Origin of the sequence: Xanthomonas sp. NCPPB 1325 (assembly GCF_041477645.2) — a bacterium.
Classification (GTDB): Bacteria; Pseudomonadota; Gammaproteobacteria; order Xanthomonadales; family Xanthomonadaceae; genus Xanthomonas; species Xanthomonas cannabis.
Genome location: NZ_CM192985.1, coordinates 3,037,458 through 3,063,397, shown reverse-complemented (window position 1 = coordinate 3,063,397; position 25,940 = coordinate 3,037,458). Strand labels below are relative to the sequence as shown.

Genomic DNA, 25,940 nt, shown 5'->3' with positions numbered 1-25,940 from the left:
GGCTGCCGGCATGTCCCCTCGCATTTTCCGAACCGCTGTCGTCTCCGCGATCGTGCTTGCCGCAGCTGGTGGCTACTTCGTCTGCAGCCTGATTGCCGCGCAAGGTCAAGGTGCGTTGGCGCAGGCCCCGCTAAATAATGTGAACTCGATTCCTCCTGCTTTTATTATGGCTGTGGATGACTCGAATTCGATGACGTTTGAACGAATCTTTAGAGGGGGGGACGGTCGTTTACGTTGGAATGGCACCAGTTTCTTCAGTGCGGCCGGAACTTTTTTTGATGCCGCTCAGGGATGCGCGAGTAACTCGGCGGATTGCTATCTCTACTTATATCCGCATAGTGGCTATAACGCTGCTTATACTCCGGGAGATGCGATTCCTCCGCTTGACATCTTCGGGTTTGCGCGATCGCCAACCTACAATGCGAGCTATTACAATCCAAATGTTGTCTACAATCCTTGGGTACTTCCCCCTAAATTAGGGGAAAGCGGCCCAACTCTTTGGGCAAATGCTAATTTTAATGAGGCCCGGGTCGATCCCCGTGACCCCTCTATCTACGGCAATGACTTCTCCACTGGTTACTTCACTACGTACGACCTTGCATATCGTGAGGCTAATAACGAATTCTTTCAGTTTCTTACTGGGATGAGGATACCGGCAGGCACCCGTTACCGATCGTCTGCTCGATCGTGCAATACATTCAATAATTCAGGTTTTGCGAATAATGATGGACTGCCAAGTAGTAACGGCAATTGGACTACATTGGCTTCGACCGTCACTGTTGCAGCGAACTGTCAAGTGCAAATCGGCTATGTGCCTGCTACCTTCTACTTGCCCGAAGCTGCTCCGGCTCCTGCGAATTATCTTGCCAATGATATTAATCGGCCTGTAATTCAAAATGCCTGCGGTCCCGGCTGCAATATGAGGCGTTATCAAATTACTTTGCGTAATTATAACAACAACGTGAATGCCTATAACGCAGCAAGTACGAACTTCGCAAACTGGTTCCAATACCATCGCAATCGTATTCTTGCTGTCATTGGATCGGAGACGCGAGCTTTATCGTCTGTTGAAAAAATGCGCGTGGGTTATTTTACGATCAATAATCGCACTAATGTTACCATGTATGATGTAGGTGTCGATTCCGAAATTGCCGCACTATATGATAAGGTTTATAAGTTGAAGCCATCGGGAGGAACGCCGAATCGCACGGCTGTGGATTACTTAGGTAAGCAGTTCTTGCGCGTCGGGGATGGTGCTCCGGTGTTGCGCGCATGTCAAAAAAACGGCGGCATGTTGTTTACTGATGGTTATACGAATAGTTCGGACGCGGTCTCTGGGTATGATAATGCAGATTCGGTTGGCACCATGAATTTCCCTTCCGTGCCTTTTGCTGATAATTACTCAAACACTATAGCCGACATTGCGGCGTCATACTATTCGGGGGCGTCGACACCGTTGGTATCCGGGCAGGGGTTTCAAGCGGGTTTGGTGCCAGTGGATGAAAAATGCGCAACACTCTCAAAGGAATCGCCAGACTGGAAGCGGCTGGACTGCCAGAAAGATTTGCATATGAATTTTTATGCAATCACGCTTGGTGCGCAAGGCAATATCTATGAAGTCAACCAGGCCGCTACCGCCGACCCCTATACGAACGCGCCCGACTGGAATGCAAATGGTGATCCAAACGATGGTGACGACGGTCGGGTAATTGATGAGCTTTGGCATGCTACCGTAAATAGTCGAGGGCAATTCATCAATGCAAAAAGTCCGGCAGAAGTAACGGCCGCAATGCAGCGTGTTTTGTCTGCGGCAGGTTCGCCGAGCTCGCCTTCCGGAACATTGGCGCTGACGGGGGCACGAATCGGCGCGGGTTCCTTGTCGGTCGCGCCTGAGTATCAGATAAGGAACAACGGGACCGATTGGTCAAGTAAGCTTAAAGCAAGCCAGGCCTCGGTCGATCCCGCTACACGGGAAGCCCGCTTCGCTCAGCTGTGGGAGGCTTCCGGGCAGATTCCCGCGCCTAATGCTCGCAATGTTTTTTTTAACGATGGCAGCAATGTACGAAAGTTCGAAGGAACGGCCATTAGTCTCGACGGCCTTTGTGGGCTCTCTCAGACGCTTTATCGCGGCCAAACGCTCTGTTCAGCACAGCACCTAACCGATCTCGGGGCAACCGCTGCGACGGCGGCGAGCTATCTATTGGGTGATCAAAGTGGGGAAGTTCAGCAGAAAGGCAGGTTTCGTGATCGCAGCACCGTGCTCGGTGATATCATCAACTCTGCGCCGCTGATCAGTGCTCCTACCGACGATTACGGATACAGGGCTCTAAGTGGAACGTTGGGTGCGACCTACACCGCTTACTTGGAAAGCAAGCGTGCCAGTCGGGGGTACATGGTATATGCCGGTGCAAATGATGGAATGTTACATGCTTTCGATGGAGGAATTAATAGCAGTGGTACGGTGACAGGTACTGGCGGCCGCGAACGCTTTGCTTATATCCCTGCAACATCCTATGGGCATATGGGCGATTTATTGCTGCCGTACCAGGCAGTCAAGGGAACTATCCCCTCGTTCGACCATCGCTATTTCGTCGATGGCCCGCTAGCGGTGGGAGACACCTACTACAGCAATAGTTGGAAAACGACACTGGTTGGCACGACCGGAGCCGGTGGTCGCGGCGCATTTGCTCTGGATGTGACCAATCCGGGTGCGTTCGGTAGTGGAAGCCGACTGTGGGAAATCAACGATCTCAGCGGTGATGCCGTAGTGCGTTCCAATATCGGACACGTGCTCGGCAAGCCCGTCATTGTCCCGGTGCGTGCCGCCAATGGCTCGGTGAGCTGGAAAGCGATCTTCGGTAACGGCTATGACAGCGCCAGCGGCAAAGCTGTCTTGTTTGTAGTGGACATCGGAACGTCGTCGACTCCGGTCGTTCGTATGATCGAGGCGACGGAGCCGGGGAACACGATTAGTGGCCGGAACGGGCTTGGCAATATCATTGTTCTGGATCGCGTGGACAATTTGACAGTCGACCCGTCCGGTGTGCCGGCTCGCACGCGGGATGGCTATGCAGACACGGTTTATGCCGCAGACCTTCGTGGTGCAATCTGGAAGTTCGATCTTACGTCGACCGCAGCTTCGGTAATCGTTCCTGCGTTCACGACGGGGCTGTATACCGAAGGTGGGCGCACCTATCGGCAGCCCATTACCGGTGGACTGCAGGCCGCTTCTGGTGAAAATGGCGGGGTCCTAGTGCTGTTTGGTACTGGTAGCTTTTCGTTCAACGACGACAGCCTGCCAAGTTCCGCGCAACACATACAGAGCCTGTACGGCTTTACGGATCAGGTGGATGGGGTGATCGCCACGACCCTAAGTAGGGCGAACTTGACCCCCTATTCGGTCACGACTGCTACGGGCGGCGCGACGCGCAGCTTGCAAGTAGGTACTGCTCCGACAACAGCGCTTGGGTGGTATGTGGATTTGCCCGCCGGCGAGCGATTCGTAGGTTATCCGGAGCTTGTCTCGGGAATTCTCTTTATGCCTACATATGCGCCGCTCGCTGCGAGTAGCGGCTGCATCCCCGATGGCGTGAATTGGCTATTCGGCCTGAATCCGCGTACTGGCGTGGGCGCATTGTCTGGTGTTCGAATGGGCGGGATCAGTGGTTCCACGCTTGCTAGCGGTTCTGCCGGTATTTCGCTCAACACGGGCGGAAACGCCCCTGTGAAGGATGTGGGGGTATCGGTCGTACCTAGGCTTGAACCCAAGGTCAATCCAAAGGATGGCTCAGCCGCCCCAGTTGTTCCGGCAGGTTCCGGATGCTGGATGGTCGCCAACGTGGCAGGCGCTGCGCCCATGTATGTTCCTTATCCTTGCGGCCGCCAATCCTGGCGCCAGATTCAGTAAAGGAGGTTCCAATGTCGCCACGCCTATCTCGCTTCGCTGCTCGTCGGCTGTCTCAGTATGCCGGGGGTCATGGTTTCACCTTGATTGAATTGATGGTGGTGGTCGCTATCGTGGGGATCTTGGCTGCGGTCGCGTACCCTTCTTATGCTGAACACATACGCAAGTCACGCCGTGCACAGGCAAAGGCGGATCTTGTCGAATACGCGCAGCTGGCCGAGCGCTCGCATACCACAAACAATACGTATGCAAACTTCCGCTTTGGGAATGGTTCGACCACCATCCAGTCGCCGCGTGAAGGTGGGACTGCGCAGTACTTGATCACGGTCGCTGGTAGTCAATCCGCCTTTACTTTGACTGCGACGCCGCAAGGCAGTCAGCTGCGGGATACATGCGGCACAATGACCTTGAACCAGGCCGGGGTGAAGACTCCGAGCGCTTCAACCACCGCCGGCTGCTGGTAGCTCACTCAAGGTGTTGCACTGACGTAAAGTTGCGTCTAGAATACGCCTCCCCGCCCGAATAGCTCAGCCGGTTAGAGCACTTGACTGTTAATCAGGGGGTCGTTGGTTCGAGTCCAACTTCGGGCGCCAAGATGTGAGAAAAGGCCGCGACTAGTCGCGGCCTCTTTGTTTTGGGCCTATGAGCGCCGGCAGCCGGTGGGCGTGGTATAGCGCACGGCGCGTACTCTCCCTGTGTTGTTGACCACAACGTCTGCGAGCCGCTTGGCATTGCTGCACAAGCTGATGGTGATATTGGTGCCGCTGCTTCGGCCGCTGGGAAGGAACCGCACGACAGGCCTGCCGAGGTTCGAGGTGACGTCGATATCGCCGGTCGCCGGATACTGGATGACTCTTAGAACGGCGGCGCTCTGCGCTGGTTGTCCGTGGCGGTCAGGGTCCTTGAACAGGATCCAGCCCTGGCTCCACACCCGGTCTGGCCGACAGGTTGCCCCATCGGCAGATGGGCATATGCTTATGGGGACGCGCTGTGTAATGGCCAGACTTCTCGCCATCGCAAGATGTGCCGTGAGCAAATGCACTCGTGTCGTCGCCCGATGCCACTCCAGAACGCTCTGGAAGCTCGGCAGGCCGATGGCTGACGTGATGGCGATGACTGCCATCACGACCAACAACTGCACTGCGGTGTACCCTCTCGCGCTCGAACGAGTCACTGCTTCCATCGCGCTCTCCCTGAGGTCGAGCGAGCAGTCTCCGTGTTGGCCGCATGTCAGGAAACGCTTGCTTCACTCAAGTGTGCGTCAGGTTTTTACCGGCATCGACCTACGAGATTTCGTACCGTCCCCCCCGAGATCCGCTCCATGACCGACCGCTTTGAACTCGTCTCCCCGTACTCTCCAGCCGGCGACCAACCCGCTGCCATCGAGAAGCTGGTGGCCAACTTCGAGGCCGGCCTGGCCAAGCAGACCCTGCTGGGGGTGACGGGTTCGGGCAAGACCTACACCATCGCCAACGTCGTACAGCAGGTGCAGAAGCCGACCCTGGTGATGGCGCCCAACAAGACGCTGGCAGCGCAGTTGTACGGCGAGTTCAAGTCGTTCTTCCCGCACAATGCGGTCGAGTACTTCGTCAGCTACTACGACTACTACCAGCCCGAGGCCTATGTGCCGTCGTCGGACACCTTCATCGAGAAGGACAGTTCGATCAACGAGCACATCGAGCAGATGCGCCTGTCGGCGACGAAGACGCTGCTCTCGCGTCGTGACTCGCTGGTGGTCGCAACCGTCTCGGCGATCTATGGACTGGGTGCACCGGAGGACTACCTGTCGCTGCGCCTAATTCTGTCGATCGGCGAGCACATCGACCAGCGGCAGTTGATCCGTCATCTCACCGATCTGCAATACACGCGCAACGAATTCGAGCTCACCCGCGGTGCGTTTCGCGTGCGCGGGGAGGTGGTGGACGTGTTTCCGGCCGAATCCGATACCGAGGCATTACGGATCGAGCTGTTCGACGGCGATGTCGAGCAGCTGACCTTGTTCGATCCGCTGACCGGCGAGACCCTGCGCAAGCTGCAGCGGTACACTGTCTATCCAAAGACGCACTACGCCACCACGCGCGAGCGCACGCTCAGCGCTGTCGATACGATCAAGGAAGAGCTGAAGGAACGGCTGGAACAGCTGTATTCGCAGAATAAGCTGGTGGAAGCGCAGCGTCTGGCACAACGCACCCAGTTTGATCTGGAGATGATGGCCGAGGTAGGCTTCTGCAACGGCATCGAGAACTATTCGCGCCACCTCACCGGCAAGGCGCCTGGCGAACCGCCACCGACGTTGTTCGACTACCTGCCGCCGGACGCATTGCTGGTCATCGACGAATCCCACGTGACCATTCCGCAGATCGGCGCGATGTACAAGGGCGATCGTTCGCGCAAGGAAACGCTGGTGGAATTCGGCTTCCGCCTGCCGTCGGCACTCGACAACCGGCCACTGCGCTTCGAAGAATGGGAAGCGCGCTCTCCGCGCAGCATCTATGTGTCGGCGACCCCGGGACCCTACGAGTTGCGCGAGTCCGCCGGCGAAATCACCGAGCTGGTCGTGCGTCCAACGGGGTTGATCGATCCAGTCGTAGAGATCCGCCCGGTGGGCACCCAGGTCGACGACCTGATGTCCGAGGTGCACGAGCGCATCAAGCTCGGTGACCGCGTGCTGGTCACCACGCTGACCAAGCGCATGGCCGAAAACCTCACCGAATACCTGGGAGAGCACGGCATTCGCGTGCGCTACCTGCACTCGGACATCGACACGGTCGAGCGCGTGGAGATCATCCGCGACCTGCGCCTGGGCAAGTTCGATGTGTTGGTCGGCATCAATTTGCTACGCGAAGGCCTGGACATGCCGGAGGTGTCGTTGGTAGCGATCCTGGACGCGGACAAGGAGGGTTTTCTGCGTTCGACCGGCTCGTTGATTCAGACCATTGGCCGCGCCGCGCGCAACCTGCGCGGCAAGGCCATCCTGTATGCCGACAAGATGACACGCTCGATGCAGGCGGCGATCGACGAAACCGACCGGCGTCGCGAAAAACAGGTCGAGTACAACCTCGAGCATGGCATCACACCGAAGTCGGTGGCGCGCCCGATCTCCGACATCATGGAGGGTGCCCGCGAGGACGCCGCCGAGAAGAAGGCTGGCAAGGGACGTTCGAAGTCGCGTCAGGTGGCCGAAGAAGCGCCGGACTATCGTGCGATGAAGCCCGCCGAGATCGCCGGCAAGCTCAAGAGCCTGGAGCAGAAGATGTACCAGCACGCCAAGGACCTGGAGTTCGAGGCTGCGGCCCAGATTCGTGACCAGATCCAGAAGTTGAAGGCGGCAAGCCTGGGGTAGGGCAGGACGTCGCCCAAGTGCAATGAGGGCTTGTGATCCTCAAAACCCTGCGCTAGAATGCGCGCCCTGCACAGCGCAATGCTGGCGCAGGATTCGGGCGGTTAGCTCAGCGGTAGAGCACTACCTTGACATGGTAGGGGTCACAGGTTCGAACCCTGTACCGCCCACCACTTCAAGTCCAGATGACATCAGGGCTTGGGTGGCTTGGAGATCGGCAACGACGTTGCCACTGACTCCAGAAGTGCCGTTGCTCAGAAGCTTCTCCTGCTTAGGCCTGTCCTTGGCCAGATCTTCGATGATCGACTTCAACCCTTCTTCGCTGCACTTGGATGCCTCGGATCTAGCCTTGTGCAACGGTGGTTGGTTGTGCCTGCTGGGCGGCGAGCCTGCAAGACGCCACTCCCCGAGGCTTGATCCAATCCAGACTCACCCGCACCGCTTCCGGACCGGTGCTGTACGGCCAGCGCGGTCGCGTGAGTCCAACGAAAGCGCTTTCTCCGTCACACGTCCTGCTTTAACATCCCACCCGCGCTGACGGAAAGGAAGGCTGGCGATGGAAGAGTATCAGCACACCGTGCTGACCAGGGGGGGGTATCGCGTCGTGGCGATCACGCGCGATGAGATGTATGCACCTGATGCTGTTGTGGCGTACGCGGTCGTTACCGATGCGGGGGCGCGAATCACGCCCGATCTGTCCCTGGATCAGGCGAGGGTATGGATCGACTCTCTCGTCGAAAGTGAGAGCGGGGGGCGCAAGTCCGGCCTGATCGATCATAAGCCCGTCGTTCGTCGCTAGTTGTCGTCAGATGCAAGCCTAAGGAGAAGGGCGCATGTCCAAACCCAAAACGATTGCGATTGCCACCTTGGTCGCTGTGCTCACCGGGTACTTGCTGTCCGGCTATATCACGCTGCTCCTGCTGCGGCTTGATACGGCCCTGTACAGCTGGGATACCTATTACCGCTATTTCAGCGCATTGGGTTTGCCGCAGGTCGCTCCGTTCGCCGCCAAGATCAAGATGTCCGGTGTCATTGGCTTCGGTCTGCCGGGAATCGTGTGGCTCATTGCGATTGCATTGATCCTCAAGCCGAAGGCGCGAGCCCTGCATGGTGACGCACGCTTCGCTGGCGCCGCCGATCTTGCCAAGCACGGGCTCTTCAAACCCAGCGGGAACGGCATCGTCGTCGGCAAATTTAACGGCAAGCTGGTGCGTCTGAGCGGGCAGCAATTCGTGATCCTTGCGGCGCCGACGCGCTCGGGCAAGGGTGTCGGCGTCGTCATCCCCAACCTGCTCGAGTACCAGGAATCGATCGTCGTCCTGGACATCAAGCAGGAAAACTTCGATCTCACCAGTGGTTGGCGTGCGAGTCAGGGCCACGAAGTCTTCTTGTTCAATCCGTTCGCCGAAGACCGGCGCACGCATCGCTGGAATCCGTTGACCTACGTGTCGAACGACCCGGCTTTCCGCGTCTCGGACCTCATGAGCATTGCCGCGATGCTGTATCCGGATGGCTCGGACGACCAGAAATTCTGGGTCAGCCAGGCGCGCAATGCGTTCATGGCTTTTGCCCTGTATCTGTTCGAGAACTGGGACGAAGAGCTGTCGCTGGGCTTCCCGGGCGGGGCAGGGGCGCCGACGCTGGGCGGAATTTACCGGCTCTCGTCGGGCGACGGCACCGACCTGAAGAAGTACCTGAAGTCGCTGTCGGAGCGGCGGTTCCTCAGCAGTAATGCCAAGTCAGCTTTTGCCAACATGCTGTCACAGGCGGATGAGACCTTCGCCTCGATCATGGGCACCTTGAAAGAACCGCTCAACGCGTGGATCAACCCCGTGTTGGACGCTGCCACCAGCGCCGACGACTTCCTGCTGACGGACCTCCGCAAGAAGAAGATGACGATCTACATCGGCATCCAGCCCAACAAGCTGGCCGAGAGCCGCCTGATCATCAACCTGCTCTTCAGCCAGATCATCAACCTCAATACCCGTGAGCTGCCGAAGTCCAATCCGGAGCTCAAGTATCAGTGCTTGCTGCTCATGGACGAATTCACCTCGATCGGCAAGGTGGACATCATCGCCACCGCTGTAGCCTATATGGCCGGCTACAACATCCGCTTGCTGCCCATCATCCAGAGCATGGCGCAGCTGGATGCGACCTACGGCAAGGACCTGTCGCGCACCATCATCACCAACCACGCACTGCAGATCCTGTACGCACCGCGCGAGCAACGGGATGCGAATGACTACTCGGAGATGCTGGGCTACACCACCATCAAGAAAAAGAACGTCACGAGGGGGCGTGAGACCACGCACAGCGTGTCAGAGGAGCGTCGAGCGTTGATGTTGCCCCAGGAGCTCAAAGCAATGGGAAACGACACAGAGGTCTTCCTCTACGAAGGCATTCCTCACCCTGTCAAATGCGAAAAAATCAAATACTACGAAGATAAACACTTCACGTCTCGTCTAATGGAAAAAGCCGACGTGTCGGTGCTTAGCATAAAAATGTGATTCTTGTCACAATTTATGATAATTTTTTTTCATAAATTAGTGACTGTTATCACTTTTGGCTTGACACGTTGTCCGGCATTAGGCAAATTAATCGCTTGAGCTGGCAGTCTGGCGGTACCTCAGTGTGCTGCTCTTAGGACTGGGGATACATGGAGTGTAGGGGTTTTATGTTTGACAAAACGAATTCAGAAACTTTCCGTCACGTTCGCTTTAAGCGCGAACGATTTTCTGTTTCTGAAATATCTCGATGCGAGCAGGTTTTAAGAATTGGCTTGCGATGGACTGCCCGCGCGTTTTCGCCGGCGTGGAATCAGAATAACTTGTTTGTTATGGAGATTAGGGCGTGAAACAGGTCCATCTTTTAAAGGTTTCAGTTCTTCTGCTGGCCACGGCAGCGCTGTCTTCCTGCGCAACGAAACCTGCCGCGGACTTTGGGGGGCGATGGAAGCCGGTAAATCGTTTCGCCGAAACTCCGACGGAACTCCCGCTGCATTCTTCTTACGTCTATCAGGCAACTCCTATGGATGGGACGCTGAAGACAATGCTAGAGCGGTGGGCTAAAGACTCCAATATGACTCTCGCTTACAACATAACATCTGACTACACCCTTTATTCTGCTGTTGCAAAAGTTGATACGACTAGTATCAAACAGGCCGTAGAGGAGCTTAGCGCGGTTTATGCGACGCAGGGTGTGCTCGTTTCAGTTGTTGGAAATCAAATTATAGTTCAGCCTGTTTCTAAGGCGGCTGGTTAATTACCGTCGTCGTCGCGGTGCCAACCAATCCCGCAGTATTTCTGTAAATTAGGTGGAAGCGGATTATTTATGTTCCGTAAGAAAGAACCAAGTCGCCAGGTTGATCAAGTAGTTGCCAAGGCGGTTAACTATGAGCTGACAATTGCAGATCTCGCGCAGCGTAGCCAGAAGCGTGCTTGGATGGTTGCTACTGTCTCGTTGGCAGTTTCCGTCATGCTAGCAGGCGGTTACTACTACATGCTGCCGCTGAAGGAAAAGGTGCCCTATCTGGTGATGGCGGACGCCTCAACGGGAACTGCGACCGTCGCTCGACTGCAGGGTGATTTTTATAACCAGCAAATAACCTCTAGCGAAGCAATAAATCGAAGCAATGTTGCTCAGTACGTGACGGCGCGTGAGTCTTATGACTCAGAAATAATGACGCTGCGGGATTGGAACCTCGTCTTCATCATGTCCACGCCGCAAGTGGGTGCTGGACACAAGCAGCTTTACATGGAAAATAATCCCGATAACCCCTTCCTGAAGTACGGTAAGGGAAAGTCGATTAGGGTCAAGATTTTGAGTATAACCCCACTGGGGCAGCGAGCTGGAGGCGGATTCAGGGGGGCTGCTGTCAGAATACAGCGCAATCTGTACGAAAAAACCACTGGTATCTCGACGTTCATTGACAATAAGCTGGTTACCCTGGCGTTTGACTACAACGATAATCTCAAGTTGGATGAACAAGACCGATTGCAAAATCCCTTAGGATTCCAAGTGACTGAGTACCGCATCGATAATGATTACGACAAGGCTCCGCCGGACGTGGGCGCGCCCCCTTCTGGTGCCAGCGTAGCTGCCGGTGTAGCACAGCCCCAGGTTGTTGCGATTCCGAATTCAGACCTAGCCGTCCCGGCGATTGGCGTTGCAGTGCCAGCAGGGACCAATCCAGATGTAGCAGGGGCGGCCGAAGGGATTTCGATTGGAACTGACGGAGCAAGAGGTCAATGAAGTATAGACAAAAATTAATAATGTGGCTCCTTGCTGCAGTCACAGGAGTTGGATCGGCAGGAAGCGTTGGCGCTCAAGCTGTAGACTACTACGACTACAAGGCTGATCAAATCTACCCGATCCGGGCGGGCTTGGGAATTACAACTCAAATCGAGCTAAATCCCAATGAGAAAATTTTGGACTACAGCACAGGTTTCAGTAGCGGGTGGGAACTGACCCGTCGAGATAATGTATTTTATTTAAAGCCAAAAAACATCGATGTTGATACTAACATGATGGTGAGAACTGAAACGCACTCATACATCTTCGAGCTAAAGGTGGTTGCGACTGATTGGCGCGAACTTGAACAGGCGCGTCGCGCAGGAGTCCAGTACAAAGTTGTCTTCAACTACCCGAGTGACTCCCAATTCTCAGTCGCGAAGGAAACGACTGAGGAAGAAGCGAAGCCGCTGCTAAGTACCGAGTTGTCCAAAGATAGGCAATATTACTTTGACTATTCTTATGCCACTAGAAGCAAGTTAGGCTGGCTTGTGCCTGTAAGCGCATATGATGATGGTCGTTTTACATACTTGAAGCTCACAGAGTCAAATAAATTCCAGACCGGGAATTTCCCAGCGGTATTCGGTCGCGAAAAAGAGCATGGCGAAGATTTTGTGGTCAATACAACAGTCGAGGGGAATGTACTTATCGTGCACGGTACATATCCCTATCTAGTCATCAGACATGGAAGTAATGTCGTTGGTTTGCGGAGGAATGTAAAAAAATGAGCCAAAATAATCCTCCTGAGAACAATGAAGGTCGCTTGGATAGCGGCGACTTGGGACGCGACCAGGCTCAGGGCAGCGGCCAGGATCCGAACAACCCCTATTATGCGCGTACCCAAGCGCAACCACTTCCAGATTTGGATGCCTCAGCTCCTGAGCTTCGTTCGGTGGAAGATCAGCGACTTAACAGGAAAGCGTTGTTTTTTCTCGGGGCAATTGTCTTAGTTTTGCTCGTGCTCGCTTTTTTCCTTTACAAAAGCGCGACCAATCGGAACTCCGCAGAAGCGAAGAAAGAGCCCACAGCCGCCGTAACTGCACCAAGCTTGCCAAAGATGGCAAATATGCCTCCACAGGCTGAGGTTCAGCCAGATGTACCGCCGATTTCACTTGCTGCACCGCCGTTGCCTCCGGCGCAAGCCCCCGATTACCCACAGCCGGTTTATTCACCAAGCAGCAGGCCTGCCGGTCCCACTTTGGCTGAACGACGTATGGCTTCAGCTGGAGGTGCCCCGGAGTCTGGTGGTGGCGCACCAATGGGTGCCGAGGAGTACTCCAAGTCTATTCTTGCCGGACTCAATCCCACAGGTGAAGCCGGATCTGCAAACTCGGAAGGCGGTGCCGACGCAGACAAGCAGAAAGTGACGAATGCTCAATTCATTCGACACCCTGATGCACTGCTTGTGCGGGGAACGTATCTGCGATGCATTTTGGAGACTCGGGTAATCACCGATATCCCCGGTTTTACGTCTTGTCTCATTACAGAGCCGGTTTATTCGATAAATGGTCGTACCCTGCTGCTGCCTAAGGGATCAAAAATTTACGGAAGCTACAGCGGCGGCCCGACAGGGCAACGCGTTTCTGTTATTTGGGATCGTATTACCACCCCGACTGGCATAGACGTGACTATGTCAAGTCCCGGCACCGATGGGTTGGGCGGAGCTGGACACCCTGGGCAGTACGACGCGCATTGGGGGCAGCGTCTTTCGTCGGCGTTGATGATCAGTCTGCTGGCAGACGCTTTCAAGTACGCAGCTGCCGAGTACGGTCCCGAACAGACGACAGTTTCGCAAACAGGCGTAGAAGTCCAGTCGCCTTATGAAAGTGCTACAGCCAGAACGATGGAGCGTATTGCTAATGATGCAGCTACGGAAAGCATGAGACGGCCAGCGACTGTCACCATTAATCAGGGATCACTGGTTAATGTGTATGTTGCGAAAGACGTTGATTTCACGAACGTACTGCCAAGAAGGTAACGAGAGCGCACGTGGACGTAGAAGTTTCGCCCGTCTCAAAGGCATCTAGCGAGTTTCTTGAATACCAGTACAGCGTGCTTGGTATTCAGGAATACATGCTGTCGTCCGAAGTGACAGAAATTTGCATAAATCGTCCTGGAGAGGTTTATCTGGAGACGCGCGGGGGTTGGGAGCGCGTAAAAGTGCCCGGTCTGACATTTGAGCGCGCCCGTCAATTTTGTACAGCAGTGGTAAATGAAAGTAATACTGGTCAGCGGATTACTGACGCTGATCCAGTTGTTTCATTAACCTTCCCAACCGGTCAGCGTGCTCAGTTTGTGATCCCTCCTGCCTGTGATGCCGGGAAGGTATCCATCACTATTCGTCTGCCTTCCAAGCACACAAAGACTCTTTCCCAATACCAGGAGGATGGGTTCTTCGATCAAATCTTGGAGCATAGCGGGGAAGTAAGTGAGCACGATAAAGAGCTCTTAATGCTCCGTCAGTGCCGACAATATGCGGAATTCTTCAAGCAGGCAGTGCTTTATAAGAAGAATATTGTCGTCTCTGGCGCGACCGGTAGCGGCAAGACGACTTTCATGAAATCGCTGGTCAACCACATTCCCGGAAGCGAGCGTTTGGTCACGATTGAGGATGCACGTGAGCTCTTCATTTCGCAGCCCAATGTGGTGCATCTCTTGTATTCCAAGGGTGGTCAAAGCGCCAGTAACGTGACGGCCAAAAGCTGTATGGAAGCTTGCTTGCGTATGAAGCCGGATAGAATCATTTTGGCAGAATTGCGCGGCGATGAAGCCTTTTATTTCATAAGAAACTGTGCGTCCGGTCATCCCGGGTCGATTACCAGCTGCCATGCCGGTAGCCCGGAGCAGACGTGGGACCAATTAGCTCTGATGGTAAAGGCTTCCGTGGAGGGTTCTGGGCTGGAATTTAACGTGATCAAACGATTGTTGATGATGACAATCGATGTGGTCGTGCACATCAAGGCTCACGAAGGTCGTCGATACATCACCGGTATTGACTTTAATCCTGAGAGGAAATTTCAATCGTGATAAAAAAAAGCGCAGCGATTTTTTTATCTTTGGGTTGGTTTTCTCCAAGTCTCACCACGCGTGCGTCAGTAGCTGGCTTCCAAAATGAAGCATCAAGGGGGATGTCTCATGCTGCCCGGAATTGAAATGATGGCTTGCGGAGAAATGTCAGCACCACTTTCTGTGATGCAGCATGTTGTTCAAGTAGAGTCCTCTCATAATCCTTACGCCATCGGCGTTGTGGGCGGGCGACTCGTGCGACAACCAAAAAACTTGGGCGAAGCTCTCTCCACGGTTCAAATGCTTCAGGAAAAAGGCTACAACTTTTCTCTTGGGCTGGCACAAGTGAATCGTTACAATCTTTCAAAATATGGCTTGCTATCTTATGAGCAGGCTTTCCAGCAGTGTCCGAACCTGAAAGCTGGATCAGCCATTCTCTCAGAATGCTATCAGCGCTCTGGGAGGGATTGGGGGAAAGCACTGAGTTGCTACTATTCAGGGAACTTCGTGACTGGCTTTCGGCACGGTTATGTTCAAAAGGTGTTTGATTCCATGGCACGGACCACGGCACAGGCGGGAGCTGCAGCTATTCCGTTGGTGGGCCAGGCTCCGATGCATATCAGGCAGACGGCCAGGTCGACGAAGGAATTGACACAGTCCTTGCCTGATCGAGTGTTGTCGCGTGTGTTGGATGAACGAACGCAGAGTGTTAACCCAGCGGCGCAGCATGATCCCGCGCAGGTATTCGCCCGGAACAGTGCTGCCTCAAATGTCGGAACTTCTCGATCAAACAAAGAGAACCTAACTGATTCAGCCACTCCTGGGATACGCAGATTGGAAGTTTCCGCGCAATTGTCTGGTGGCAGAGCTGCCCCCTCTTCAAGATCATCAGCTGAATCCCAAGCATCTCCGGGCCTTTCGAGCGATGGGGAGGTCGCTGTGTTGATGAGTTCACGGACACCGGTGATACTAGGTGCCCCTCCAACGCAAGCTGCCACCTCACACGTTGCGGCAAGTCCCCCTCGGCAGCAGCCACTTGTAAAGGCAGGAGACGCTGCATTTGTTTTTTAGCCTCCGGTTTGGCCAATCCGGTAGGTGCATCATCATGTTGGGCCTTAACAAGGAGAGTCACAATGAAGCACGGTAAATTTATGTCACTGGAAACCGAGCGTACTGCGAAGACTGTTGTGAAGTCTGCAATATTTGTTGCAGCCCTCTCTGCTTCTTCAGCTTTCGCACAAAATTTCGGTGGTACTGACACTAAGACATGTGAGTTTTTCACGAGTATCACTGGATTGCTCAATATCGCTTCCATCGCGGTAGTAACGATCGCGGTCATTTTTGCAGGCTACCAAATCGCGTTTGCGCACAAGCGAATTGGCGACGTGGCACCAATTTTGATTGGCGGCGTTCTGATCGGAGCCGCAGGCCAGATTGCCCGCATGCTACTGGGTACCGGCGCAGGCGGCTCCTGCGGAGCTGTAAACGCGTTTATTACTCACAGCGTGCCGTTCCTGACCGTTTAATATGAAGAAGAATGTCGTCTTCCGCGGTTGCACCAGGCCTGCCATGTTCTTGGGCGTGCCATATGTTCCGTTCTTCATTGGTGCAGGCGGAACGCTGGTATTTTCTATGTATACGAATTTGCTATATCTCTTCCTTATTCCAGTCATTATTTTCATAATGCGCCAGATGGCGCGTCGCGATGAAATGATTTTCCGGTTATTAGGATTGCGCTGGCAGTTCAAGTTCAAGGTCAGGAACATTCGTTCAAATTCAGGGAAGTGGGTCTTTACACCCAATAGTTATCGGAAGAACCCGCCACCGTGAAATTGTTGGGTTTCTGATGGAGTGGAAGTCGGCGTCGTCAGACGCCGACTTCCCTGCGTTCACAGTATTAGCTACAGGGGCTAGAGCAAGCTGATGTTTAACCCGGATACTTCCATAAGCGAATTCATTCCTTTTTCGTCCCATGTCTCGACCAATGTGGTAAAGACAACTGGTGGCGACTATCTGCTTACCTGGCACTTGGAAGGTCTGCCATTCGTTGGTCGTGACGAATGGGAACTGGAACATCGGCATAATACATTTAACAGATTGTTACAGACTCTTCGTGCTCCCGACTTTGTTAATGTGGCCTTTTGGGTGCATGACGTCCGCCGTAGACGAAAGCTGACTCAAAAAGGCAGCTACAGCAATCTGTTCAATCAGCAACTATCCGAAAAATATTTCGAAATGTTGTCTTCACAGCGGCTTATGCAAAATGAGCTGTATTTGACAATGTTGTATCGCCCGATGGTCGGCGGAAAAAGGTTTGCAGAGAAAACGACCGACATCAAGCGATTGCAGGCTGCCCAAGAGCAGGCAATTGCAAAGTTGATGGAGCTAGCAGGCAACGTCGAAGCTGTCATTCGTGACTATGCACCTTATCGACTTGGTATCTATGAAGCAAAAAACGGCGTCGTTTTTTCCGAAACTCTCGAATTTTTTGCTTATCTCATCAATAGGATTGATGAGCCGGTCCCGGTTCTTACTGCCCCAGTGAACGAATATTTGCCGGTCAGTCGGCACATGTTTTCGGCCAAAAGCGGCGACTACGTAATTAATACTCCCAATGGAGCGAATCATTTCGGGGCGCTGCTGAATGTCAAGGAATATGCTGAAGGTACTTACCCAGGAATTTTGAATGGGCTGAAGTATCTGGACTTTGAGTACGTGATTACGCACTCTTTTAGCCCTATCGGGCGTCAGGACGCTTTGCGTGTATTAGATCGCACAAAAGGAATGATGATTTCATCCGGGGACAAGGCAGTCAGTCAGATCATTGAGCTGGATATGGCGATGGACCAAATCGCATCCGGCAATTTTGTACTTGGAGAATATCATTTCACAATGGCGGTTTATGCTGATAGTCAAGAGGCTTTGACGCAAAACATCGCTGCTACGCGCGCAGAGCTTTCGAATGGGGGGTTTGTTTCCGCCAAAGAAGATCTTGCTGTCGCGTCGTCGTTTTATTCACAGCTTCCAGGTAACTGGCGATATCGCACGCGTATTGCCAATGTCAGCTCATTAAACTTTCTTGGGCTATCGCCCCTCCATAATTTTGCGACTGGCAAACGAAATAATAATCCTTGGGGTGACTGCGTTACGACGCTCCAGACCACAAACGGTCAACCCTACTTCTTCAATTTTCACGCAACTCACCCGAGCGAGAATTCGCTGGGCGAGAAAGCAATTGCGAACACGATGGTGATTGGTAAGTCTGGTACTGGCAAGACTGCACTTATCAACTTTTTGCTAAGTCAGGTCCAAAAGTATGAGCCATCGCCAACCATTTTTTTCTTTGACAAAGACCGTGGTGCTGAAATCTTTGTGCGCGCGTGTGGTGGAAATTATCTTGCGCTCGATAACGGCATGCCAACAGGTTTTAACCCGTTTCAGTGTGAAAGAAACGAAAGCAATGTGCAGTTTCTCGCTGACCTGATCAAGGTGCTGGCTGGCAAGCGAGAGTACAGCTCTCGTGAAGAAGAGGATATCTTCCGGGCGGTTGAAAACATGCTCGATACGCCTATGCATTTACGCAGCATGACAAACTTCCAGAAAAGTTTGCCTAACATGGGCGATGACGGTTTGTTTGCGCGCATGCGTCGCTGGACCTCCGGTAATTCTCTGGGATGGGTGTTTGACAATCCGGTCGATACGATCGATTTGTCGCGTGCCAATATTATTGGTTTCGATTATACCGACGTTATCGATAATCCTGAGGTCCGTGTTCCGGTTATCAATTATCTGCTCCATAAGCTGGAGACGTTGATCGATGGTCGGCCATTGATCTATGTGATGGACGAGTTCTGGAAGATCCTTGATGGTGGCGGCGGATTGAAAGAATTTGCAAAAAATAAACAGAAGACCATTCGAAAGCAAAACGGTTTGGGCATCTTCGCCACGCAGAGTCCGGAAGATGCGTTAAAAAGTGATATTTCGGCTGCGTTGATCGAGCAAACAGCGACTTTGATCCTCCTGCCTAATCCAAATGCGGATCGCGAGGATTACATTAACGGTCTTAAGTTAAGCGAGGCGGAGTATCAGGTCGTGATTGGGCTGGACGAGCGTTCGCGTTGTTTCTTAGTCAAACAAGGACATGCGTCCAGCGTCTGTCAGCTCAATTTACGTGGGATGGATGACGCTTTGGCGGTAATTTCAGCCTCAACCGATAACATCGAAATCATGCACTCGATAGTCAACGATGCAGCTGCGCGTTTGCATGTTTCCGCGCATGATGTGCCTCCGGAAGAATGGCTCCCAGCGTTTTACCGGAATAGAAAGGGTTCTGGTAAAGGAAAGGTTATTGCCTAGTTAGTAACTGATTTCGAACTTTGCTGTCGTCACTGCTGTTGCAACCATAAATGATAGGAGAAATTCCATGAGTCCTCAGTTGAAGGTTGGATTTCCAAAACTAAAAGCCCGGATCTTGGCAATGTCTCTATATGCCGGTCTTGGCTTGACATTGGTGCCGCTTAATGCTGGAGCTGCTGGCGTTCCGGTTATTGACGTGGCTGCAATTGGAGAATCTGTCAGGAATATGCTTGCCACTGTACAACAGTGGGGGGTTGAATATACCCAATACACTGCGCAGTTCGAGCTTCTTCAGAAAAACTTGGTGCAGTTGCAGTCTATGATCAACACATTTGGTCTGCCGACTGGGGTCAAGCTTGAGCCTGTAGCGCCTAACTTTGGGTTCGAGCGTTGCGGTGGCGGCATCAGCTTCAGTATGTCGTCAATTACAAGCATGCTAAGTAGCTCTGCCGGGTTTGCGAATAGTAATCCACGTGAGCAGCAAAAGCAGCTTTGCGTGGCAATTCAATATATGAAGAATCAGCGTTACAACTATGTTGTTGGATTTCTAGCTGAAACCATGCCGACGATGGATCAAAGCTTGAATAAGTTGATGTCGTTGCGAAATTTCAGCGCAAATCCTGGTGATTTGGGTGCGTCCATGTATTCGTTGAACGATACAAACACCCGTATGACCAAGACCTTTGAGCAGGTAAATAACCAAGTGAAGGGTTATGACACGTACATTGCTGCATTAGAAGACAATCAGCGTGCGCTTACGCAAGATATGTTGCGCGGAAAACAGAGTATTTTAGGGACCGTGGTGAAAACCGCCGCGCTCGCTAAAGCGCTGGAAGATTAGATCGCGTTGGTTAGATGTTCGTCCTTGCCCGAATCGTTGATTGAGGTGTTGTAATGGCAAATGGAATTTCAAATTTTGGGCATTGGATGAATCATCTGAGTGTTCAGGCATTTAGTCCATATCCGGCGGTTTCATCGGTCGGAGACTTCGTGTTCTATCGTCAGATCATGAGTTATCTGACGAATAGAATTTCGGAGTTTGAGGCAGATCTGCTGGGACGGTTTACCCTCTGGGTCTCAGGCATCGCGATGATCGTGTTGACGATTTGGGTAATGATCCAAGGCTTCAATATGATCACGGGTCGTAGCCGGGAATCGATGGCTGCCTTCATTGTAACGATGTGCAAAAGCGCACTGATCGTCACGATAGCCGCTTCGATCGGCATGTCGAGTCCCTTTATCCAGAAGTTCGTCAACGACGATGTCAAGAAAGAGATCGCGTATGCGATCACGGGTGAAAACAAGACTCCGGAAGATCAGGTCGACGAAAGCCTGGGGTGGATGCAGGTAGCTCTGTCTAGTATTGACGTGCTTGACGTTGTACAGGATCCGACGTTGGATTCGCAGAAGTCCCGCGCAATGTGGATGGTCGGCGTTGGAACGGGGGGGCCGGCGGTCGTTGCCGGTTCCATGATGTTGCTGTATCGCATTGCGATGGCATTGTTTGTCGGCTTTGGGCCGTTGTTCATTTTGTGTCTGTTATTCGAGCAAACAAAATCCCTGTTTCAACGGTGGTTGTTCTATGGGATCGGCACATTTTTCTCAATGTCAGTCCTTGCGGTCATGACGTCCATCGCGTTGGACATGGTCACCAAAGTGTCTTTGGCCTTCTGGGGCTCTTCACTGATAGGTAGCGTCTTAGGCCAGGATTTCAACTCGGGTATCAGCAGCCAAGCCCTGCAGCAAGGGGGTATGGGCCTGATCCTGACCACATTGATCTTGACCGCACCTCCCATGGCTGCGATGTTCTTCCAAGGAACACTTGGAGCGTTTACGCCGTATGCAGCGATGGGAGCAGCTTCTGGTGCTGCAAGTCGACCGGGACCTCAGGGGCAGCCGCCGGGTTCCTACGGGTATACCCCCGCCCGGATTGAACAGGACAGCGAAAGTCGGAGTACGGCGCCCGCGCAGGTTATGCCGACCATAAGAACAGGTGGCAACCAAACTACCTCTCAGGTTTTAGCTGGAGCTCGCGGGCAGGCACCCTCTGATAAAGCATGATTCTTAGAAAATTGGCTAAGACTTATGAGATGAGGTGGATGATATGAAGATTTTTGAAACTAGAAAACTTATGCTTCTCCAGCTATTTTTGTTTAGCCCAGTAATTATTTCTTTTGCTGAAGCTCAGACGGCATGTCCAATAGGTACTAATGCGGGCAGTGCTGTCTGTGGTCCTTCGCAAGATTCTTCTGGTGGTTACGGAGCTTCTCAAGAGATATCGCCGCCACGTGCTGTTCCTAATGGGCGTTGGATAAAGACCTGGGGGGCAATTGCGAGTTCGCCATCTAGCGGGGGGGGCTCCTCTGTAGGGAAGTTTTCTAAGGCTGACGCCGAAAGAGAGGCGCTGGATCGCTGCTCAGAGCAAGGGGTAACTGACTGTAAGGTGGCACTTTCATACAGGAACCAATGTGTTGCTTTTGCATTTCCAATTGCGGGTAAAGGTAATAATTCTATAAACACGGGAAAAACAGTTGAAATTGCGTCCCGGGATGCCAAGGAAAAGTGTGAGAAATGGAAGGGAGGAGGAGGGGATTGTCAGATAATTTACTCGGCTTGCTCTGAACCCTTCTTTGAAAAATATTGATTTTTCCGCATTGGTGGCTTTAATCCTTTTTTCGATTATTTCGGCGAGGCTTGTACATGAAAATTAGGAAGTTTTTTTTTCTGCTATTTTCGCTTCTGTCTACACCTGTTTGGGCAAGTGATTCCTGTACTACATTGATGTGTATGTCTGGAAAATTGGCTGGTGCAAATACCGGTGAAAGTTGCGCCGGCCCCATGGTGGATTACTTCAAGATCGTCAGATTTGATCGTCACGGTTACAGTGAAAGTAAGACAAGAAATGCTCGGCAAGCATACCTGGACTCCTGCAGCTCGGAAAGGACGGGCGAGGGTAAACGCATCAATGATAAATTTGGAACCATGCGTTTGGGTTTTTAAAGTATCTGTTGATGATTGATGCTCATTTTGGCGGCATATGCCGCCAAATCTTGTCAACCTGTCGATCAGGACCGGTGGCCAATTACTCAATTCGGAGCGAAGGTTGCTTGTCAGCGTCCTCACAGCCTTCTATTGAGCCTTAGGGATTGGCCTAAGGCAATTCCCCATCCGCTAACATTGCTGCGGTTACGGCGCCTCGTTGTGTCGGCTCCCCTTAATTCAGCTCCAACTAAAATTAGAGGTGTGCGGTGGCTGATCAACGTCTGGCGATCTCTCAGCAATAGCGATGAATACGTATGCACCCGCACGCCCTATGCGCACTGCGCCGCTAGGCTAACGCCCTTGGCTGGCGGCCGTGTTGGCCGCTAGCAAGTGGCCCTGGAGGGGCGTGCATGTTGCAGACACCATGGTGGCGTGGGGCTGTCATTTATCAGATCTATCCGCGTAGTTTTCTGGATTCCAACGGCGATGGGGTGGGCGATCTGCCGGGCATCATCGCCAAGCTCGACTACATCGCTGGGTTGGGTGTGGATGCGATCTGGATCTCGCCGTTCTTCAAGTCGCCGATGGCCGATTTCGGGTATGACATTGCCGACTATCGGGCGGTGGATCCGTTGTTCGGGACATTGAACGATTTTGATCGATTGCTCAACAAGGCGCATACGCTCGGGCTGAAAGTGATGATCGACCAGGTGCTGAGCCACACCTCGATCGAACACGCGTGGTTCCAGGAAAGCCGTCAGGATAAAACCAACGCGAAGGCGGATTGGTACGTGTGGGCTGATCCGCGTGAGGACGGTACGCCGCCTAATAACTGGCTGTCGCTGTTCGGCGGTGTGGCGTGGCAGTGGGAGCCGCGGCGCGAGCAGTACTATCTGCACAATTTCCTGGTGGATCAGCCCGATCTCAATTTCCACAATGCCGAGGTGCAGCAGGCGAGCCTGGACAATGTGCGGTTCTGGCTGGATCGTGGGGTGGATGGCTTCCGGCTAGATGCGATCAACTTCTGCTTCCATGATGCGCAGCTGCGCGACAACCCGGCCAAGCCGGCGGACAAGCGGGTGGGGCGCGGCTTCAGTGCGGACAATCCGTACGCGTACCAGTATCACTACTTCAACAACACGCAGCAGGAGAACCTGGTGTTCCTGGAGCGTCTTCGCGCGTTGCTCGATCGCTACCCGAACGCGGTGAGCCTGGGCGAGATCTCTTCCGAAGATTCACTCGCGACCACCGCGGAGTACACCGCCCACGGCCGCTTGCACATGGGCTACAGCTTCGAATTGTTGGTGCAGGATTACAGTGCGGCCTACATCCGCGAGACGGTGAGCCGGCTCGAGGCGACCATGCTGGAAGGGTGGCCGTGCTGGGCGATTTCCAACCACGATGTGGTGCGTGCTGTGACGCGGTGGGGCGGCGCCGATGCGTCGCCGGTCTTTGCGCGGATGGTGCTGGCGTTGCTGTGTTCGCTGCGTGGTTCAATCTGTCTTTATCAAGGCGAGGAGCTGGGGTTGGGCGAGGCGGACGTGGCGTTCGAGGATCTGCAGGATCCTTATGGCATCACGTTCTGGCCGACCTTCAAGGGGCGCGATGGCTGCCGTACGCCGATGCCGTGGACCGACGCGCCGTCTGCGGGCTTCACCAGCGGCAAGCCGTGGCTGCCGTTGTCCGAGCCGCATCGGCTCGCGGCGGTGAGCGTGCAGCAGGACGATGCACACTCCGTGCTGAGCGCCGTGCAGGCGTTCCTTGCCTGGCGTAAGGGATTGCCAGCACTGCGCGAAGGCGCGATCACGTTTTACGACACGGCAGAGCCGGTGCTGATGTTCCGGCGCGAGCATGCAGGACAGGTCATGCTGTTGGCTTTCAACTTGTCCTCCAACGTTGCCGAGCTCGCGCTGCCTGCAGGTGCGTGGAGCCAGATCGATGTGCCGGGGGTGGAGCGCGGCGTGATCGAGCATGGCCGCATGGGCTTGCCTGGGCACGCGATGGTTTGCGCGACGGGCGGGGAGTGACGCCATCGCGTGCAGGTGTGGGCGAGATTGAGTGATACCAGCGAGGCATTCCATCGGGATGCCTCGCTTCTTTTATAGGTCGTCAGGTTGCGAAACGGCGCGCACGCAGGGCAGCGTGCCGGGCAAGCGGTTCAAGACGCGTCACATGCCGCTGCTGTTGCAGGCGACGGTGATGCATCTCTGTTGAACCGGTCTAATTTTGGCCTGATCAAAGTGCTTCAAATGGTTGCCCGATCAAGCTGACTGCAACTGGCGGCCCTGCCAGTCAGTGTAATGACCCACCGGTTTCTGCTCAGGTCATGGGGTTAATGTAGCGGCATAGGCCGCGTCCGGGGTCATCATCTTCAGCGCCTGGTGAGGGCGCTGTTGGTTGTAGAAGGCGATCCAGTCAGCAATCACTCGCAGCGCGTGGGTGTGGCTCTCAAAGCGATGTCGGTGCACGCACTGTTCCTTCAGGGTCCGGATCACACGCTCCACCATCCCGTTCTGCTGTGGGCAATGCGGGGTGATGAACTCCTGCGTCAGCCCATAGCTGCGAACTAGTCGGGTGTAGTCGCGGCTGGTGAACACCAGACCATTGTCCGAGCGGAGCAGAAATGGCTCTTGCACCCGGCCCAGCGTGCCGTAGCGCGTGATGAGCGCCTGCTCCAGTGCGGCAGATGCCGTGCTGGCTTTACCGGTCCGTGACAGGTGCCAGCCGAGCAGTTGCCGCGTGCTGCAGTCGATCACCAGCGCCAGACTCAGCCAGCCGTCCTTGCCGCCCCAAACGCGACACAGATCAGTGGCCCAGCGTTGATCCGGCTTCTCGGCGCGGGAGACCTTAGCTTCAATGCGCGGGCGCTGGCCAAGGGCACGCTTGCGCACCTGCCAGCCCTTCAGCTGGAAGATCCGCTGCACCGTGTTCTTGTTCATGCCAAGCAGCGCAGCGACCGTGCGATAGCCAAAACTCGGCTCCGTCTCGATCATCTTCTTGATCGGTTCGGCCAGCTCCGGCTTCACTTTGGCGGGCGATCTGGTCGGCTTGTAGTACGTCGTGCGACGTGCCACACCGAACCATTGGCACAACTTGGTCATCGGAACCGAAACACCTTCGTCCTTCAAGCCCTGCTGGACCGAGAGCATCAGCTCTCGTCCTTTCCCAGCAGGGAGGCCAGCTTTTTTCGGGCGCGTATCTCCAACATCGCCTCGCCGTAGGCCTCCTGCAAGTCCTTCAGCTGCCGCTCGTACTGCTCGCGCACGTCCTCGGGCTTCGCCCGCAGGGCGTTCTCCATGCCTCGCTTGCCCTCCTCAACCCAGTTCTCGATCTCGGCCGGGGTCAGGTCGAACTGCCGGCTGGCCGCTGCTACCGTCGTCTTGCCCTGGATGATCTCAAGCACCAGCGCTGACTTGCGCCGGGCGGTCCAGCGCTTGATCTCCTCTTCCATCACTTCGCTCATCGGTGTCTCCTTCGGGGAAAGTAACACCTGAGCAGGAAATCAGTGGGTCATTACATCAGCGCAGTGACTCCTGTCTTGCAGCCTGTTTTGCGTTTAGGTGACAGGTAGTGGGACATACACATGTCTGCTTGGCGCTGAGTCCATCTGGCTTGTGGCGATCCCGTTTGTCCGAATTGCGATGTTGCTCTTGTAAAGAGAAGGTCGCCGTTGTGTAAACGGCGGCTTTTCTCAAAACGATATTTCGACGTCTAGACCGATGTGCCCGTGATTGCATTGCGATAGTAGTTCAATGCTTCTGCCGATGAATATGCAGGCGGGTGACCCGGTGCATCTCGGGCGATGATTCTGTTTCCTTGGACGCTGTACCCTCACCCCAACCCCTCTCCCGGTGGGAGAGGGGCTTTGGCGCCTCGAGTGGCGAGGGGGGACGTCAGGGAAGTAGTGCATCGCTGGTCAGTGGTTGACTGGTCAATTGGCGCGGAACGTCCAGTTCGGCTCACATCAGAACTTTCAGTCCACGTTACATCAGAACTGCCAGTTCACGTCACGTCAAAAATTCCAGTTCATGCCACATCAGAACTTCTAGTTCACTTCACATC

At 54.1% G+C, this 25,940-nt stretch carries 21 protein-coding genes and 2 tRNA genes; 20 read left to right on the top strand and 3 right to left on the bottom strand.

The annotated features are described in order from the left end of the window. Positions 1-10 precede the first annotated feature (10 nt). The 3 genes from ACCQ10_RS13030 (at position 11) to ACCQ10_RS13020 (ending at position 4,497) form a co-directional block, all read left to right on the top strand. Positions 11-3,907 carry a pilus assembly protein gene (locus ACCQ10_RS13030; protein ID WP_372360904.1) on the top strand — a complete coding sequence of 1,299 codons (3,897 nt, stop codon included), beginning with the start codon at positions 11-13 and terminating at the stop codon, positions 3,905-3,907. Positions 3,908-3,918: 11 nt separating this feature from the next. Beyond that, a complete protein-coding gene (locus tag ACCQ10_RS13025; protein WP_372360903.1) occupies positions 3,919-4,368 on the top strand; it encodes a type IV pilin protein in 450 nt (149 codons plus the stop codon). Positions 4,369-4,420: 52 nt separating this feature from the next. Next, positions 4,421-4,497, top strand: a tRNA-Asn gene (locus ACCQ10_RS13020). A gap of 47 nt (positions 4,498-4,544) precedes the next feature. Here ACCQ10_RS13020 and ACCQ10_RS13015 read toward each other — a convergent pair. Then, positions 4,545-5,087: a GspH/FimT family pseudopilin gene (locus tag ACCQ10_RS13015; RefSeq protein ID WP_372360902.1), complete on the bottom strand. Its 543-nt coding sequence runs from the start codon at positions 5,085-5,087 to the stop codon at positions 4,545-4,547. Positions 5,088-5,225: 138 nt separating this feature from the next. Between ACCQ10_RS13015 and uvrB the strand changes: the two genes are divergently transcribed. The 17 genes from uvrB (at position 5,226) to ACCQ10_RS12930 (ending at position 23,905) form a co-directional block, all read left to right on the top strand. Beyond that, complete coding sequence (gene uvrB, locus ACCQ10_RS13010; protein ID WP_372360901.1) at positions 5,226-7,247, top strand: excinuclease ABC subunit UvrB; 2,022 nt, start codon at positions 5,226-5,228, stop codon at positions 7,245-7,247. A 95-nt stretch (positions 7,248-7,342) separates the two neighbouring features. Beyond that, positions 7,343-7,417, top strand: a tRNA-Val gene (locus ACCQ10_RS13005). A 383-nt stretch (positions 7,418-7,800) separates the two neighbouring features. Next, the gene (locus ACCQ10_RS13000; protein WP_372360900.1) at positions 7,801-8,043 is read left to right on the top strand and encodes a hypothetical protein; all 243 of its coding nucleotides are present in this window, start codon (positions 7,801-7,803) and stop codon (positions 8,041-8,043) included. Positions 8,044-8,077: 34 nt separating this feature from the next. After that, positions 8,078-9,751, top strand: coding sequence for a type IV secretory system conjugative DNA transfer family protein (locus tag ACCQ10_RS12995; protein WP_372360899.1), 1,674 nt, complete (start codon positions 8,078-8,080; stop codon positions 9,749-9,751). Positions 9,752-10,094: 343 nt separating this feature from the next. Then, positions 10,095-10,505, top strand: coding sequence for a hypothetical protein (locus ACCQ10_RS12990; protein ID WP_372360898.1), 411 nt, complete (start codon positions 10,095-10,097; stop codon positions 10,503-10,505). A gap of 69 nt (positions 10,506-10,574) precedes the next feature. Further along, a complete protein-coding gene (locus ACCQ10_RS12985; protein ID WP_372360897.1) occupies positions 10,575-11,495 on the top strand; it encodes a VirB8 family type IV secretion system protein in 921 nt (306 codons plus the stop codon). Between the two features lie 20 nt (positions 11,496-11,515). Continuing rightward, the gene (locus ACCQ10_RS12980) at positions 11,516-12,262 is read left to right on the top strand and encodes a TrbG/VirB9 family P-type conjugative transfer protein (protein WP_372363119.1); all 747 of its coding nucleotides are present in this window, start codon (positions 11,516-11,518) and stop codon (positions 12,260-12,262) included. Further along, positions 12,259-13,512, top strand: a complete 1,254-nt coding sequence (locus tag ACCQ10_RS12975; RefSeq protein WP_372360896.1) for a TraB/TrbI/VirB10 family type IV secretion system protein — start codon at positions 12,259-12,261, stop codon at positions 13,510-13,512. Before ACCQ10_RS12980 ends, ACCQ10_RS12975 begins: the two co-directional genes overlap by 4 nt. Before the next feature lie 11 nt (positions 13,513-13,523). Then, on the top strand, positions 13,524-14,561 hold the full coding sequence (gene virB11, locus ACCQ10_RS12970) for a P-type DNA transfer ATPase VirB11 (protein WP_372360895.1): 1,038 nt from the start codon (positions 13,524-13,526) through the stop codon (positions 14,559-14,561). Between the two features lie 108 nt (positions 14,562-14,669). After that, the gene (locus ACCQ10_RS12965) at positions 14,670-15,611 is read left to right on the top strand and encodes a lytic transglycosylase domain-containing protein (protein WP_372360894.1); all 942 of its coding nucleotides are present in this window, start codon (positions 14,670-14,672) and stop codon (positions 15,609-15,611) included. A gap of 62 nt (positions 15,612-15,673) precedes the next feature. Then, complete coding sequence (locus tag ACCQ10_RS12960) at positions 15,674-16,066, top strand: TrbC/VirB2 family protein (protein WP_104542500.1); 393 nt, start codon at positions 15,674-15,676, stop codon at positions 16,064-16,066. Between the two features lies 1 nt (position 16,067). Beyond that, positions 16,068-16,370, top strand: coding sequence for a VirB3 family type IV secretion system protein (locus ACCQ10_RS12955; protein ID WP_166745141.1), 303 nt, complete (start codon positions 16,068-16,070; stop codon positions 16,368-16,370). Between the two features lie 93 nt (positions 16,371-16,463). After that, positions 16,464-18,896 (top strand): VirB4 family type IV secretion/conjugal transfer ATPase, encoded by a 2,433-nt coding sequence (locus ACCQ10_RS12950; protein WP_372360892.1) that lies wholly within the window; start codon positions 16,464-16,466, stop codon positions 18,894-18,896. A gap of 67 nt (positions 18,897-18,963) precedes the next feature. Beyond that, positions 18,964-19,737 (top strand): TrbJ/VirB5 family protein, encoded by a 774-nt coding sequence (locus tag ACCQ10_RS12945; RefSeq protein WP_166745139.1) that lies wholly within the window; start codon positions 18,964-18,966, stop codon positions 19,735-19,737. Positions 19,738-19,790: 53 nt separating this feature from the next. Then, complete coding sequence (locus ACCQ10_RS12940; RefSeq protein ID WP_372360891.1) at positions 19,791-20,957, top strand: TrbL/VirB6 family protein; 1,167 nt, start codon at positions 19,791-19,793, stop codon at positions 20,955-20,957. Positions 20,958-21,000: 43 nt separating this feature from the next. Continuing rightward, positions 21,001-21,540 (top strand): DUF4189 domain-containing protein, encoded by a 540-nt coding sequence (locus ACCQ10_RS12935; protein ID WP_166745138.1) that lies wholly within the window; start codon positions 21,001-21,003, stop codon positions 21,538-21,540. Positions 21,541-22,288: 748 nt separating this feature from the next. Continuing rightward, the gene (locus ACCQ10_RS12930) at positions 22,289-23,905 is read left to right on the top strand and encodes an alpha-glucosidase (RefSeq protein WP_372360890.1); all 1,617 of its coding nucleotides are present in this window, start codon (positions 22,289-22,291) and stop codon (positions 23,903-23,905) included. A gap of 297 nt (positions 23,906-24,202) precedes the next feature. Here ACCQ10_RS12930 and ACCQ10_RS12925 read toward each other — a convergent pair whose 3' ends face one another. Both ACCQ10_RS12925 and ACCQ10_RS12920 read right to left on the bottom strand, forming a co-directional pair. Continuing rightward, positions 24,203-25,027: an IS3 family transposase gene (locus tag ACCQ10_RS12925; protein ID WP_372360889.1), complete on the bottom strand. Its 825-nt coding sequence runs from the start codon at positions 25,025-25,027 to the stop codon at positions 24,203-24,205. Further along, a complete protein-coding gene (locus ACCQ10_RS12920) occupies positions 25,027-25,341 on the bottom strand; it encodes a DUF1153 domain-containing protein (RefSeq protein WP_017163777.1) in 315 nt (104 codons plus the stop codon). Before ACCQ10_RS12920 ends, ACCQ10_RS12925 begins: the two co-directional genes overlap by 1 nt. Between the last annotated feature and the right edge of the window lie 599 nt (positions 25,342-25,940).